This window comes from Actinoplanes sp. NPDC051859 (assembly GCF_044452725.1).
Classification (GTDB): domain Bacteria; phylum Actinomycetota; class Actinomycetes; order Mycobacteriales; family Micromonosporaceae; genus Actinoplanes.
Genome location: NZ_JBITBX010000004.1, coordinates 348,578 through 363,122 on the forward strand (window position 1 = coordinate 348,578; position 14,545 = coordinate 363,122).

10 protein-coding genes are annotated in these 14,545 nt (G+C 70.7%); 6 read left to right on the forward strand and 4 right to left on the reverse strand.

Annotated features, from left to right (window positions below; genetic code table 11):
* Nucleotides 1-66: 66 nt before the first annotated feature.
* The 3 genes from eccCa (at nt 67) to ACIA1L_RS12615 (ending at nt 6,062) form a co-directional block, all read left to right on the forward strand.
* Entirely contained in the window at nt 67-4,038 is a 3,972-nt protein-coding gene (gene eccCa, locus ACIA1L_RS12605; RefSeq protein WP_396072779.1) for a type VII secretion protein EccCa, read from the forward strand.
* Between the two features lie 209 nt (nt 4,039-4,247).
* A complete protein-coding gene (gene mycP / locus ACIA1L_RS12610; protein ID WP_396072780.1) occupies nt 4,248-5,606 on the forward strand; it encodes a type VII secretion-associated serine protease mycosin in 1,359 nt (452 codons plus the stop codon).
* 126 nt (nt 5,607-5,732) lie between these two features.
* On the forward strand, nt 5,733-6,062 hold the full coding sequence (locus tag ACIA1L_RS12615; RefSeq protein WP_396072781.1) for a hypothetical protein: 330 nt from the start codon (nt 5,733-5,735) through the stop codon (nt 6,060-6,062).
* 110 nt (nt 6,063-6,172) lie between these two features.
* On the opposite strand, the gene ACIA1L_RS12620 is transcribed toward ACIA1L_RS12615, so the two are convergent.
* The 4 genes from ACIA1L_RS12620 to nth form a co-directional block, all read right to left on the reverse strand.
* Entirely contained in the window at nt 6,173-7,351 is a 1,179-nt protein-coding gene (locus ACIA1L_RS12620) for a MarP family serine protease (protein ID WP_396072782.1), read from the reverse strand.
* Between the two features lie 22 nt (nt 7,352-7,373).
* Nucleotides 7,374-8,114: an NUDIX hydrolase gene (locus ACIA1L_RS12625; protein WP_396073055.1), complete on the reverse strand. Its 741-nt coding sequence runs from the start codon at nt 8,112-8,114 to the stop codon at nt 7,374-7,376.
* 125 nt (nt 8,115-8,239) lie between these two features.
* Nucleotides 8,240-8,923 carry a TlpA family protein disulfide reductase gene (locus ACIA1L_RS12630; RefSeq protein WP_396072783.1) on the reverse strand — a complete coding sequence of 228 codons (684 nt, stop codon included), beginning with the start codon at nt 8,921-8,923 and terminating at the stop codon, nt 8,240-8,242.
* Nucleotides 8,920-9,717 (reverse strand): endonuclease III, encoded by a 798-nt coding sequence (gene nth, locus ACIA1L_RS12635; protein ID WP_396073056.1) that lies wholly within the window; start codon nt 9,715-9,717, stop codon nt 8,920-8,922. The genes ACIA1L_RS12630 and nth overlap by 4 nt, the downstream gene beginning before the upstream one ends.
* 414 nt (nt 9,718-10,131) lie before the next feature.
* On the opposite strand from nth, the gene ACIA1L_RS12640 reads away from it, so the two are divergent.
* From ACIA1L_RS12640 to ACIA1L_RS12650, 3 genes are all read left to right on the forward strand, one after another.
* Complete coding sequence (locus ACIA1L_RS12640; RefSeq protein ID WP_364162541.1) at nt 10,132-10,809, forward strand: Crp/Fnr family transcriptional regulator; 678 nt, start codon at nt 10,132-10,134, stop codon at nt 10,807-10,809.
* 254 nt (nt 10,810-11,063) lie between these two features.
* A complete protein-coding gene (locus tag ACIA1L_RS12645) occupies nt 11,064-12,509 on the forward strand; it encodes a carboxyl transferase domain-containing protein (RefSeq protein WP_396072784.1) in 1,446 nt (481 codons plus the stop codon).
* A gap of 28 nt (nt 12,510-12,537) precedes the next feature.
* Nucleotides 12,538-14,544 carry a biotin carboxylase N-terminal domain-containing protein gene (locus tag ACIA1L_RS12650; protein WP_396072785.1) on the forward strand — a complete coding sequence of 669 codons (2,007 nt, stop codon included), beginning with the start codon at nt 12,538-12,540 and terminating at the stop codon, nt 14,542-14,544.
* Nucleotide 14,545 lies beyond the last annotated feature (1 nt).

The following is a 14,545-nucleotide window of genomic DNA, read 5'->3' on the forward strand; positions in this document are numbered from 1 at the left end:
CCGCCGACCTTTGTGGACAACAGCGACGAAGGCCTGCGGCTGCGGACGAAAGGGACAACTTCGGTTATGAGCACGGTGGTGATCAAGCGGGCCGCGCGCCGCCCCGCACCCGAGATCCCGGCCGGTGAGCTCGCGGTCGACCCGCCGCCCGAGATCCCCCAGGCGGCCGGCGGCCGCTGGCAGCAGGCATTCATGGTGCTGCCCATGCTGGGCGGCTCGGTCGCCATGGCCATGATGATGGGCCAGGGTCGCGGCGGTCCGCTGTCCTACGTGATCGGCGGCCTCTTCGGCATTTCGTCGCTGGCGATGCTCGCCACCTCCTTCGGCTCCGGTGCGCCCAAAAAGGCCGAAATGATGGCCGCCCGCCGCGAGTACCTGCGCCACCTCGCCAGCCTGCGCCGCCGGGTCCGCGACACCGCCACCCGGCAACGCACCGGCCTCTTCTATCGGCATCCCGACCCGGCCGGGCTGTGGTCCACCGCGGGCAGCCACCGGGTCTGGGAACGCCGCTACACCGATCCCGACTTCGGTGTCGTCCGGGTCGCGGTCGGCCCGCAGACCCTCGCCACCCCGCTCATCCCGCCGGTCACCCGGCCACTCGAGGACCTGGAACCGATGACCGCGGGAGCGCTGCGCCGATTCCTCGACGCGTACTCGGTGGTGCCGGATCTGCCGGTCGCGGTCTCCCTGCGCGGTTTCGCCCGGGTCTTCCTGCGCGGCAGCGGGCCGGACGGCGAAGCCGACGCCCGCGGCCTGACCCGGGCCGTGCTCACCCAGCTCGCCACCTTCCACGCCCCGGACGACCTGATCATCGCCGTCTGCGCCGGACCGGACCGCCGGGAGCGATGGGAATGGGTCAAGTGGCTCCCGCACAACCTGCACCCGTCCCGGACCGACCGGCTCGGCCAGGTGCGCCTGGTCGCCAGCGCCGGACCTGACCTGGAGAAACTGCTCGAAGACGTGATCGGCAACCGGCCGCGGTTCAACCCGGCCGGCCCCAGCACGGCCGGACCGCACGTGGTCATCGTCCTCGACGGCGCCAATCTCCGAGGCGCCACCCAACTCGACGACGGCATCGACGGCGTCACCGTGCTCGACCTCGACGACGTGCCGCCCCGCATGCTCGACCGCTCCCTGCTCGTCCTCGAGGTACTCGCCGAGGGCGGGCGACGCGAGCTGCACACCTACGCCATGGATCACGCCGCTGAGGTGGGGACGCCCGACCGGCTCGGCGAACAAGAGGCGGAAGCGGTTGCCCGCCGGCTCGCGCCGCTGCGGCTCGCCGCCATCTCCAAGTCGTCGGACACCCCGCTCGCCACCGAAATGGGTCTGGCCGAGCTGCTCAACCTGGGCGACCCCGACTCGTTCAGCGTGGCGCAGGCGTGGCTCCCCCGGCCCAACCGCGACAAGCTGCGCGTACCCATCGGACTCGGCGCCGACGGCTCGGCGATCGAGCTGGACCTGAAGGAATCCGCGCAGGACGGCATGGGACCGCACGGGCTGCTGATCGGCGCGACCGGCTCCGGCAAATCGGAACTGCTGCGCACGCTGGTGCTCGCGCTCGCCGCCACCCACTCGTCGGAATCGCTAAACTTCGTCCTCGTCGACTTCAAGGGCGGCGCGACCTTCTCCTCCCTCGACCGGCTGCCGCACACCGCCGCCGTCATCACCAACCTCGCCGACGAGCTGCCGCTGGTCGACCGCATGGTGGACGCCATCGACGGCGAGCTGGTCCGGCGCCAGGAAGTGCTGCGCAAGGCCGGCAACTACGCCAGCCTGCGCGACTACGAGAAGGCCCGGGCCGGCGGTGCCGCCCTGCCGCCGCTGCCCTCGCTGCTGGTCGTCTGCGACGAGTTCTCCGAACTGCTCTCCGCCAAACCAGACTTCATCGACCTGTTCGTGCAGATCGGACGATTGGGCCGGTCACTCGGCGTGCACCTGCTGCTCGCCAGCCAGCGACTCGAAGAAGGCCGGCTGCGGGGCCTCGACACCCACCTGTCCTACCGGATCGGTCTGCGAACCTTCTCGGCGCTCGAGTCCCGCGCGGTGCTGGGCGTGCCGGACGCGTACGAGCTGCCCCGCTCGCCCGGCCACGGCTACCTCAAGTTCGGCACCGAGCCACTCGTCCGGTTCAAGGCCGCGTACGTGTCCGGCGTCTTCCGGCAGGCCGGCGGCCGCGGTGCCGGCGCGACCCGGGGCGGCGCGGCGCCCGAGATCCTGCCGTACTCGACCCACTACCTCCCCGCGCCTATCCCGGTGAAGACGACCGAGCCCAAGCCGGAGGAAACGCCGGCCGGTGAAAGCCTGCTCGACGTCATGGTGGACCGCCTCAACGGCCAGGGACCACCGGCGCACCAGGTCTGGCTGCCCCCGCTGAGCCGGTCGGCGACCCTCGACGAGCTCCTCGGCCCCGTCGTCGCCGACCCGACCCGCGGGCTCGCCTTCGCCAACCCCGAACTGCACGGCGCCCTGCAGGTGCCGCTCGCGCTCATCGACAAGCCCCGCGAACAACTGCGCGACGTCATGTGGCTGCAACTAGGCGGCGGCGCGGGCCACGTGGCGGTCGTCGGCGGCGCGCAGTCCGGCAAGTCCACCGCGCTGCGTTCGCTGATCTTCGGACTCGCGCTCACCCACACCCCCGCCGAGGTGCAGGTCTACTGCCTCGACTTCGGCGGCGGCTCGCTCGGCACCCTGCGCGACCTGCCGCACGTCGGCGGCGTCTTCGGCCGTCTCGACGCGGTCGGCGTCCGGCGCACCGTCGGCGAGGTGTCCACCCTGCTCAACGAGCGCGAACGGCGCTTCGGGGAGCTGGGCATCGACTCCATGTCCTCCTACCGACGCCGCCGCGCAGCCCGCACCGAGCTGGGCACCGGCGCCGACGCGGACCCGTTCGGCGACGTCTTCCTGGTGATCGACGGGTGGACCACGCTACGCAAGGACTACGAAGAGCTTGAAGGCGTGATCACCGACATCGCGACCCGCGGCCTCTCCTACGGCATCCACGTCGTGACCAGCGCGCCCCGCTGGATGGACTACCGCCCCGCCATCCGCGACCTCTTCGGCTCGCGGGTCGAGCTGCGCCTGGGCGACCCCACCGACTCGTCCGTCAACCGGCGCCAGGCGACAAACGTGCCGGAGAAGCCCGGCCGGGGTCTCGTCGAACACCCCACGGACAAAGCCAAAGCCCTGCACTTCCTCACCGTACGGCCGGAGCTGAGCAACGCCGCCCCCACCGAACTGGTGAAGATGATCGCCACGTCGTGGCCCGGAGCGGTGGCGCCGCGGGTGCGTTTGTTGCCGCCCTCGTTGCCGTACGCGAACATCGACCTGGACCGCTCCACCGGCCTGCACCTGCCGATCGGCATCGCCGAGTCCGACCTGCAGCCGGTGGAGATCGACTTCGCGAGCGAGCCCCACTTCCTCCTCTTCGGCGACGCAGAATGCGGCAAGTCGTCATTCCTGCGCGCCCTGGCGACCACCATCACCCGGCGCTTCCAGCCGACCGAGGCCCGCATCATCCTGGTCGACTACCGCCGCAGCCTGATGGACCTGCCGGAAACCGACCACCGCATCGGGTACGGCATCCAGGCCGCGAAGACCCTCGAGCTGATGGAATCCGTGGCGGGTTACATGGAACGCCGCCTGCCCGGCCCCGATGTCACCGCCCAGCAGCTGCGCGAACGTTCCTGGTGGAACGGGCCCGAGCTGTTCGTCCTGGTCGACGACTACGACCTGGTCGCCTCCGGCCCGCGGAATCCCCTCGAACCCATCCTGGAATACCTCCCCCAGGCCCGCGACGTCGGTCTGCACCTCGTCCTCACCCGCCGGGCCGGTGGCGCGGGGCGTGCGCTGTACGACCCGGTCATCCAGCGGCTGCGCGAGCTCTCCTCACCGGGCCTCGTCATGAGCGGCCCCTCGGACGAAGGCACCCTCATCGGGCCCATCAAACCCGTCCCAATGCCCGCGGGCCGTGGGCGACTGATGACCCGACGTGAGGGCGTTCGACTGGTGCAGTTGCTGCATCAACCGCCGTACTGAGCCGTCGCACGAGCCGGACGCACCCCCGGTGCGATCCGCATCGACCGACCCCAGCGACAACTCGCGGATTCGGAGTAATCTGCCTCCCATCGACCGTCCATCATCAGAATGGCCCGCCGTCCTGTGAGCGCTGTGAGCGAAGCACTGACTACGTCCCGCCCCGCCAGGCGCGACGCTGCCGAGCCCCACCCGGCGTGCGGTGGTGCCCGTTGGTGAGAACCCTCTGCGCGCGGCTCGCCGCTGCCGGTCTAGCCGCTGGCTTGAGCGCTACCCCCGCCCTTGGCTTCCCCACCCCTGCCCTGGCCGTTCCGTCCGCGTCCACCGCTGGCTCGTCATCAGCCTTGGCATTTCCCTCGGCGGGCGCTGGCGGGCTTGCCGGGCCGTTGGCCGCGCAGGTCGGGCGTGCCGGGCCGTTGGCCGCGCCGATTCAGGGCGATTCGATTCGCAACGAGCAGTGGCATCTCAAGACCCTGAACGTCGCCGACGCGTGGACCTATTCGTCCGGCGAGGGGGTGACCGTCGCGGTCATCGACTCGGGCGTCGACCAGACCCACCCGGACCTGCAGGGCCAGGTCCTCAAGGGTCTCGACCTGGTGGACGAGAACGGCGACGGCGACACCGACCTGGTCGGCCACGGCACCACCGTCTCGGCCCTGATCGCCGGCCGCGGCGACGACACCAACGGCGTGGTCGGCATCGCCCCCAAAGCGAAAATCTTGCCCGTCCGCGTCCTGGACCGAGAAAACCGCTACGACGACGCGATGATCGTGGCTAAGGGAGTCCGCTGGGCCGTCGACAACGGCGCGCGGGTCATCAACCTTTCCCTGGGCGGCAACGGCAGCAGTCCAGCCCTAGCCGCAGCCCTCGATTACGCGTTCGCCAAGGACGTTGTCGTCGTCGCCTGCACTGGCAACGCGAGCGCCTCGACCAGCTCCGGAGTCTGGTATCCCGCCCGCGAACCGGGCGTCATCGCGGTCGCGGGCATGGAAAAGGACGGCGACGTCCTCTGGAGCGGCTCGATCACCGGCCGGGAAACCGTCGTCACCGCTCCCGCCACCCAGCTCGTCGGCGCCCGCCCGGGCGGCTACTGGCAAGTCCAGGGCACCAGTTTTGCCGCACCCATGGTGGCCGGCACGGCCGCCCTGATCCGCGCCCGCTGGCCCACCATGTCCGCGGGCGAGGTGGTCAACCGCATCATCAAGACCGCCCGCGACCGCGGCGAGGCGGGCCGTGACGCCGACTACGGCTACGGCCTGGTCGACCCGGCCGCGGCATTGACCACCGAGCTGCCCACGGTCACCCGCAACCCCCTGGACACGACGGCTTCGCCGGGGATCGCCCGCTTTGGCAGCGCCCCGGTCCCGGGCCAGGCCCAATCCGCCCCCAACAACACCACGGCCACCGCCCCGGGCGACCCAGCCCCGGGCGCCAACGCAGGCACCGCGATGACCGCCGCAACGTCCGGCACGGCCGAGGAATCCCGCGGCTGGTGGGCAGCCGTCTCCCTGTTCCTCGCCTCCCTCGTGGCCGCGGCCTGGACTATTCGCCGCTTCGCCGGCCTGGCCTAACCACCTGACACGCCTCAACCGAACCAGCACCCGGGCCGACCCCGGCCGCGTGGCTCCTCAGGTCCTACTGCTCTGCCCAAGCCCGATAGGTGGTTTCTCCTACCCGGACGAGAGAGGATGGCTGACATGGCTGACCTGGAAGCACTGGAACGGCGAATCGCCGCAATCGAGGAACGCCTCGAAATGGAGGCTGGGCTCCGCGCGAGCGGTGACCGCGACCTCGCCGGCATGGCCCAGACACTGCGCGCCCAGCAGCACACCATCCAGGCGCTCGCCATCACGCAGTCGCAACACAACGAGAAGCTCGATCACCACAACGAGAAGCTCGATCAGCAAAATGAGCGCCTGGATCGGCACGAAGCATCGCTGAGCGCGGCGCACGGCAAGCTCGACCAGATCATCGCCCTCCTCGGCCAGCTGACCGAGGAGGAGGACGGCGGCCGGTCCCACGGCTAGAGCCACTCCGCGGGCAGCAAGCCGCCCGCCCCTCGGGCGCAACCCGGACGTTCTATCGAGTCGGCGCGGTTCAGGTTGCAGGCCCGTGGGGGCAGATGGAGGTGGCTGGGTCAGGCGCAGTCGCCGGTTTTGACGCCTCGGGTGCGTTCGATGCCGAGTTGGGCGGTGCCGGCTGCCTCGGCGGCGGTGAGGGCGAATCCGACGTTACGGTCGTCTGCGGCCGCGGCGAAGATGACGCCGAGGACGTCGCCGTTGGGGGCGATGAGGGGGCCGCCGGAGTTGCCGCTCTGCACGAGGGCGCGAATCGTGTAGATCTCGCGGGTCACGTTGCCCGAGTCGTAGATGTCCGGTCCGGTGATGTTGCTGACCTCGCGCACCCGGGCGCCCTGCGCGTTGTACGGCCCGTCGAGCGGGAACCCCAGCACGATCGCGTTGGCGCCGATGCCCGCGGGCTTCCTGACGAACGGCATGACCGGCGCTTTGAGACCTGGGACGTAGAGGACGGCGAGGTCACGGTCGGGGTCGTACACCACCACTTTGCCGTCGAGGCGGCCGTCCTGGGTTTCCACTTCGATGTCGCGGGTGCCTGCCACCACGTGGGCGTTGGTCATGATGCGCTCGTCGGCGTAGACGAAGCCGGAGCCTTCGATGCGGCGGGAGCAGCTGGGGGCCGTACCCAGGACTTTGATGACCGACTTGCGCGAGTTGACCACGACCTGGCTTTTCGCCAGCGCCGGGTCGGGGGGTGCCACCTCGCGGGCGTTGGTGCGGGTCAGGTTGCCGAGGACGTCGGGGAAGCCGTTGGTGTTGAGCGATTCGCTGAGTCCGGCCGACAGCGCTTGGGCCTGGTTCGGCATGATTTCGTTGATGCCGTTGAGGATGGTGCTGCTGCGGACCTGCTTGTTGATCGCCGGGAAGGGCGTCGAGCCGAGCGGCACCGCGATGAGCCAGGCGACTAGCAGCACGGCGACCAGCGACACCACCGCGCCGCCAGCGTCGTCGAGGCGTTGCAGCGGGGGGCTCTCGATGGCCCGTCGCACCTTGGTGCCGAGCCAGCCGGCCAGGGTTTGCCCGAGCACGGCCAGGGCGAAGATCGTCACGAGCGAGACGACCAACCGGACCGTGCCGTCGGCGAACTGGTTGGCGATCAGCGGACCGATCTGGAGGCCGATCAGGACGCCGCTGAAGAAGCCGCCGAAGGACAGCGCCCCGATGACGAAACCCTGCCGGTAGCCGCTGATCGCGAAGACCAGCATGAGCAGGATCAGGATTCCATCGACCACAAGCACTCGCTCAAGTTAGAAGTGACGGTCACGAAACCACCTCGTCCGGGGTGGCGACCGCCGACGCGTCGGCGACCGGTGCGGAACCGTTGGGTACTGGTGGTGGGTCGGGCAGTGCTGAGTCGGGCAGTGGTGTGGGCGGCGGCGTGGGGTCCGGTAGTTCCATGATGCGGCCTGGATGCCAGGGCCGGCTCCAGCCAGCCATGTCGAGTAGCGCGGCGATGACGGCGGCCGTGAAGCCCCACACGAGCATGTCGCGCACCTGGAAGGCCGGTCCGATCCAGCCGGTCGGGTGGCGTACCCGGATCCGGTTGGCGGGGTCGACCAGCTCGGCGATCGGCAGCCGGGCGACGTGCGCGACCTCCGCGGGGTCGCACGATTGCACCGGGTGCGGGGCGTGCCACCAGGCCAGGACGGGAGTGACCACGAAGCCGCTCACCGGAATGTAGAGCTCGGGCAGCGTGGTGAGCACGGTGGCTGTTGTCGGGTCGAGGCCGACCTCTTCGTTGGCCTCGCGCAGGGCGGTGGCCGCGGCGTCGCGGTCACCCGGGTCGGCGGCGCCACCGGGGAAGGCCGGCTGGCCGGCATGGTTGCGCATGGTCGCGGCTCGTTGCAGGACCAGCAGGTCCGGCTGACCGGACCGATCTTCGCCGAGCAGGACGAGCACCGCGCTCGGTCGCGCGCCACCGGCCGGCGGCCGCAAAGTCGTGAAGTCTTCGGTACGCGCCGCGGCAACCCGCGTCAGCAACGGCTCCCACCACCCCGGCAACCCTGCAGGCCGAGCGGAAGGGTTGCCCGGCAGCTCTGGGCCTCCACGAGAAAGGCCGTCCGGCAGCGCTGAGTGCCCGGTGGGAAGGTCGTCCGGCGACTCGTCGGATCGGGTCTCTGCCGGCCTCATCCGGTCACCGTCACGCCGGTGTGGGTCTGCACGAGCGCTCCCAGGGCGGGCTTGTCGAGCGCTCTGCCCGTGTAGACGAAGCGTTTCCCCGAGGCGTCGAGGAACACCGTGACCGGCAGGGTCATCCGGCCGAGCGCCCCGAGCAGCTTCTGCTCCCGGTCGAACAGCGTCGCCATCCGGATTCCGCGCCCGGCGGCGAAGGATGCCCCGGCCTCGCGGTCGTCCCTGGTGTCCACGCCGATCACCTGAAGCCGGCCGGTGGTGGCATCAGCGAGCTCCTGCATCACCGGCAGCTCCTCGCGGCACGGCCCGCACCAGGAGCCCCAAAGGTTGATGACCGCGGGCCCACGCAGGTCGAGCAGCCGGACCTGCGTGTCCCCCGTGAAACAGGGCAGGGTGAGGTCCGGCAGATCAGGCGGCAAAGCGGCAACGGCGGGACTCGGCGACGACCCAACAAGAGGGCCCGGCGTGGAGGCGGCTGCGGCAGCGGGCGCGGTGAGGGTTGCGCAGTCGGCGAAGGGCGACGGGACCGGGTCTTGCCTCGCCACCGTGCCGCCGGCGCCCGGGCTCGAGGCCGTGCACGCGGCGAGCAGCGCCACCAGCGGTGGTGTCAGCCACCTGGCGGGTCCCCACCGGGCGGGGGCACGCTGCATCGCGAGAGGTCCCGCTGCACTGCTCACGGGGCCTCCGGCGTGGCGACCGCCGCGGCGGGAACCAGGTCGGGCTCGACCCCGGCTTGGACGGCCAGCTCGCGGGCCCGCGGCCCCTTCAGGAGCTTGGCCGCCGGGGCTGCCTCGGTGGGTCCCGTGCCGTACGACGGGCACATGGCGGTCAGGGTGCAGGCTCCGCAGGCGGGTTTGCGCGCGTGGCAGACGCGGCGTCCGTGGAAGATGATGCGGTGCGACAGCATGGTCCAGTCGCGTTTCTCGATCAGGTCGGCGACCAGGAATTCGATCTTGACCGGGTCTTCCTCGTCGACCCAGCCGAAGCGGTTGACCAGGCGGCGGAAGTGGGTGTCGACGGTGATGCCGGGGACGCCGAAGGCGTTGCCGAGGATGACGTTTGCGGTCTTGCGGCCGATGCCGGGCAGGGCGACCAGGTCGGCTAGCCGTCCGGGCAGTTCGCCGCCGTACCGGTCGACGAGGGCCTGGCCGAGCTTGATGAGGGAGTCGGTCTTGGCGCGGAAGAAGCCGGTCGGGCGCAGGATCTCTTCGAGCTGACCTCGGTCCGCAGCGGCGTAGTCGGCCGCGGTGAGGTACCGATTGAAGACGTGCGGGGTGACCTCGTTGACCTTTTTGTCCGTGCATTGGGCCGACAGGATCGTCGCGACGGCGAGCTGCAGCGGGGTGTCGAAGTCGAGTTCGCAGTGCGCGTCGGGGTGGGTCTCGGCGAGCAGCCGGGCGGTCTTGCGGGCGCGCCGCTTGAGCCCGATGGGCGTCTCCCCCGCGAACCGCCGAGCAGACCGGGCCAGCACAGCACCAGCACCACCCGCCGGCGCCGACCGGCTGGGCGCGGCAGGTGTGGTGGCGGCTGCGGGCGCGGCGACGGGGGGACGGGTCACGGGTGCAAGAGTACGTCGGGCCTCCGACATTCCCTGCCCGCGAAAAGACCACGAAATCCCTACAAATGGGCGGTTGCCCGGCCAGACTCCCTCGAATTCCCGCTGGACCCGCGATCCGTCATCGACCGAGACGCTAGCGTCAGGTAACGCACTGTGACGACCCGCCGAACGGCGGAGCCACGCTCACCGAGAGCGACGGTTCCGCCCGTCCGGTGCGGCAGGAATGGTTACGCTACGAGATCCATATCGAGGGGTGGCCGCCCGTTTGCGGGCCGCGTACGCCTAGACTGAACGTGCGCGGCGAAGCGCGTATTCGGAGGTACAACGATGGATGAGGTACTGGCTCGCAGCGGGATCTTCCAGGGCGTTGACCCGGAGGCTGCCGAGGCGCTCGCCAAGGAGATGGAGACGATCGAGTACCGCAAGGGCGACATCGTCTTCAATGAGGGCGAGGCGGGCGACAGCCTTTACATCGTTCTCTCCGGGAAGATCAAGCTCGGCCGCCGGGCCGCGGACGGCCGGCAGAACCTTGTCTCGATCATGGGGCCGTCGGACATGCTCGGCGAGCTGTCCCTGTTCGACCCGGGACCACGGACGGCTACCGCAACGGCGGTCACCGACACCCGGCTGGCCCGGCTGAAGAAGTCGTCCCTGCGCCCCTGGCTGAACAACCGGCCGGAGATCGCCGAGCAGCTGCTGCGGGTGCTGGCGCGCAGGCTGCGTCGGACGAACGACGCGCTGGCCGACCTGATCTTCACGGATGTCCCGGGCCGGGTGGCGAAGAACCTGCTCCAGATGGCGGGCCGGTTCGGCACCCGGGACGGCGGCGTCCTGCGGGTGACGCACGACCTGACCCAGGAGGAGCTGGCGCAGCTCGTCGGCGCCTCGCGGGAGACGGTGAACAAGGCGCTGGCCGATTTCGCGTCCCGGGCCTGGCTGCGGCTCGACGGCAAGAGTGTGATCATCCTGGACCCGGAGCGCCTGGCTCGCCGGGCCCGCGTCTAAGGACCACACAGCACTACCTGGAAGTACGGAAGGGGTCGCCCCGTCGGGCGACCCCTTTCGCATGTCCGAATAACGGACATAATGCCGCACAATCTCCGATTACCCACCTGATCAGGGGACAGAACCCGCCCGCCAAGATCCGTGTCGCCACCGGTAAGCCGCTCGTTGTGGAGGTGGTCGAGAGGCACTACGACGGTTCGAGAGGGCGCGGCTTTGAACGAGGTGGCGGGCGTGCAGCGCAGCGGGGTGACGACGTGACCGTGCTGGACACCGCGATCGACCCGCGCACCCCCGCCTATCTGGCTCATCGCAGCGCGATGCTGGAACGGCTCGCCGAGCTGGAGCTCGCGCTGGAGGCAGCCCGGGCCGGTGGCGGCGAGAAGTGGGTGACCCGGCATCACGCCCGGGGCAAGCTGCTGCCGCGGGAGCGGGTCGAGATGCTGCTCGATCAGGACAGCCCGTTCCTGGAGCTGTCGCCGGTGGCCGCGTGGGGCTCGGAGTTTCCGGTGGGTGCCAGCGTGGTGACCGGCATCGGGGTCGTCGAGGGCGTCGAGTGCGTGGTGATCGCCAACGACCCGACCGTCGACGGCGGCGCCGTGAACCCGTACACGGTGGAGAAGATCCGTCGGGCCGCGCGGATCGCGTCGGTGAACCGGCTGCCGTTGGTTAACCTGGTCGAGTCGACCGGGGCGGCCGCGCCCGCGGGACCGCCGCCGGGCGGGGCCATCGCCCGTGATCTGAGCCAGCTGACCGCCGACCGGGTGCCCACGGTGTGCGTGGTCTTCGGCGCCACGACCGGCGACGCGGCCTACCTGCCGGCGCTGTCCGACTACACGATCATGGTGCGCGGGCACGCCAAGATGCTGACGATCCACCCGCAGCCGGTCCGGGCCTCGAGTGCGAACGGCCGGCCCGCCCCCGAGGTACGCAGCGCGCCCACCGTCCCCGCCGGCGTGACCGGCCCGGCCGACCAGCTGGCCGAGGACGAGCGCGACGGGCTGCGCCTGGCCCGGCAGTGCGTACGCCGCTTCAACTGGCGCAAGCGCGGACCGGCCCCCCGCAACTTCCCGCCGGACCCGCCCAAGTACGACGCCGAGGACCTGCTGACCATGGCGGGTACGGAATCAGTCCCGCCGTTCGACCCGCGCGAGGTGCTGGCCCGGATCCTCGACGGCAGCGACTTCGACGAGTTCAAGCCCGCCACCGGCACCGGGCTGGTGACCGGCTGGGGCGAACTGCACGGCTATCCGATCGGTGTGGTCGCCAATCTCGGCCAGGCGTTCTCCCCCGCCGAGACGCAGAAGGCCGTGCACTTCATCCAGCTCGCCAACGCGACCGCCACGTCGCTGCTGTTCGTGCAATACACCGGGGTGCCCACGTCCGAGCCCCACGAGGCAGCGGACGTACGCCACGGCGCTCCCCTGGTCCACGCGGTCGCCAAGTCGACCGTGCCGCACCTGACGCTGATGATCGGCGCGACCCCCGCCGAGGAGGCCGGGGGCGTGTACGGCCGCGCGTACGAACCACGTTTCCTGTTCAGCTGGCCCGTCGAACGGCCGGCGGAGGGGCCGCTCGGAAAGCTCCCGGATGACGGGGTCATCGACCCGCGGGACACCCGTACGGTTCTCGGACTCTGCCTGTCCGCGGTGCACAGCGCGGCCGTCGAAGGTGCCGAGCACATCGGCGTCTTCCGGCCCTGACGCGATTTTCGAAAGGTAGAGCAGAGCAGTGATCCGACGTCTTCTGGTGGCCGACCGTGGGGAGATCGCCCGCCGGGTCTTCGCCACGTGCCGCCTGGTCGGCATCGAGACGGTCGCCGTCTACTCCGATGCCGACTCCGACGCGCCGCATGTCACGGAGGCGGACTACGCGGTCCGGCTCACCGGTGGTACGCCGGCGTCGACGTACCTGCGTGGTGATCTCGTCATCGCGGCGGCGAAGCGGGCCGGAGCGAACGCCATCCATCCCGGTAACGGGGTGCTGGCCGAGGATCCGGAGTTCGCGGCCGAGGTGGCGGACGCGGGGATGATCTGGGTGGGTGCGCCGGCGAAGACGCTGGGCGTGCTGCACAGCAAGATCGAGACGAAGGGTGTGGTCGCGGAGGCCGGGGTGCCGGTGCTGCCGACGTACACCGATCCGCAGGCGGTCGAGGACTTCCCGGTGCTGATCAAGCCGTCCGGCGGCAACGGCGGCGCGGGCATGCGGGTCGTTCGGGACCCGGTGACGCTGGCTGAGGCGGTCGCGTCGACGCGGCAGGAGACCGGCGACGAGGTGTTCTGCGAGCCGTACCTGGAGAACGTGCGGCACATCGAGGTGCCGATCATCGCGGACGCGCACGGTGCGGTGGTGCCGTTCGGCGAGCGGGAGTGTTCGGTCCAGCGCCGCTACCAGAAGATCATCGAGGAGACGCCGTCACCGGCGGTCGACCCCGCGCTGCGCGAGCAGCTCTGCCGGGCGGCGATCATCGCGGTCCGGTCCATCGGGTACGTGGGCGCGGGCGCCGTCGAGTTCCTGCTGGAGGAGGACGGCGACTTCTGGTTCGTCGAGCTGACGCCGAGCCTGCAGGTCGAGCACGCGGTGACCGAGTGCGTCTCCGGTTACGACCTCGTTCGTCTACAACTGCTGGTCGCCGAGGGCGGCAACCTGCCGATGCCCGGGCCGCCGCCGATCCGCGGGCACGCGATCGAGGTGCGCATCTGCGCGGAGGACCCGGCGTACGCGTGGCTGCCCGCAACGGGCACCCTGCACCGGTTCAAGGTGCCGGATGTGGCGGGCTCGTTCCGGCCGCTGCCCCAGCCGGGCTTGCGCCTGGATGCGGGTGCGGTGGACGGTTCGGTGGTCGGCGGCCAGCAGGATTCGATGCTCGCCAAGCTGATCGCCTGGGCGCCCACCCGGCAGGAGGCCGCGCGGATGTTGGCGTCGGCGTTGACCCGTACGGAATTGCACGGGGTGGTCTCGAACCGCGACTTGCTCGTCCGGGTGCTGCGGCACGGGGCTTTCCGCGCCGGAGACGTGGACACCGGCTTCCTCGACCAGCACCCGGAAGTTTTCGCGCCGCTGCTGTCGTCGGTGGACGCCGTACGCATCTCGTGTCTCGCTGCCGCCTTGGCCGGCGCCGCCGCTCGGCGCACGGCCGCCCCAGTGCTGCGGTCCTTGCCTTCGGGCTGGCGCAACGTGCCGTCCGGTTCGCAGACTGCCGTGTATGACGGCCCGGCTGGTCCGGTCGAGGTCGGCTACCGGATGAACCGGCACGGCGAGCTGGCGGGCTGGTGGGTGCGGGCGGTGGATCCGGAGGAGCTGGACCTGGCTGGCCTGGGTCAGGCGCCGACGTTGGACGACCACCCGCCGACGGTCGTGGTGCACGCCGACGGTTCCCGGGTGGACCTCGACGTCAACGGCATCCGGCTGACCCTCAAGGTGCACCGGGTCGGCGAGGTCTCGTACGTGGACAGCCCCGAGGGTTCGGTCGCCCTGCGCGAGCTGTCCCGTTTCCCGCTGCCGGCCCCGGAGGCTACCGAGGGTTCGTTGATCGCGCCGCTGCCCGGGGCGGTTCGCCGGGTGCTCGTCGTGCCGGGCCAGCGCGTCCGTGCAGGCGAGCTCCTGCTCACCCTGGAAGCGATGAAGCTGGAGCATCCGGTGCATGCGCCCTCCGCGGGCGTCGTGGCTTCCCTGCCGGTGCACCCCGGCGCCGAGGTCGACACCGGGGAACTGTTGGCGGTGCTGGACCCCGAGTAGG

Coding starts and splice junctions, on each gene's coding strand:
- eccCa (WP_396072779.1), top strand. CDS start 67: ATGAGCACGGTGGTGATCAAGCGGGCCGCGCGCCGCCCCGCACCCGAG.
- ACIA1L_RS12615 (WP_396072781.1), top strand. CDS start 5,733: ATGGCTGACCTGGAAGCACTGGAACGGCGAATCGCCGCAATCGAGGAA.
- ACIA1L_RS12640 (WP_364162541.1), top strand. CDS start 10,132: ATGGATGAGGTACTGGCTCGCAGCGGGATCTTCCAGGGCGTTGACCCG.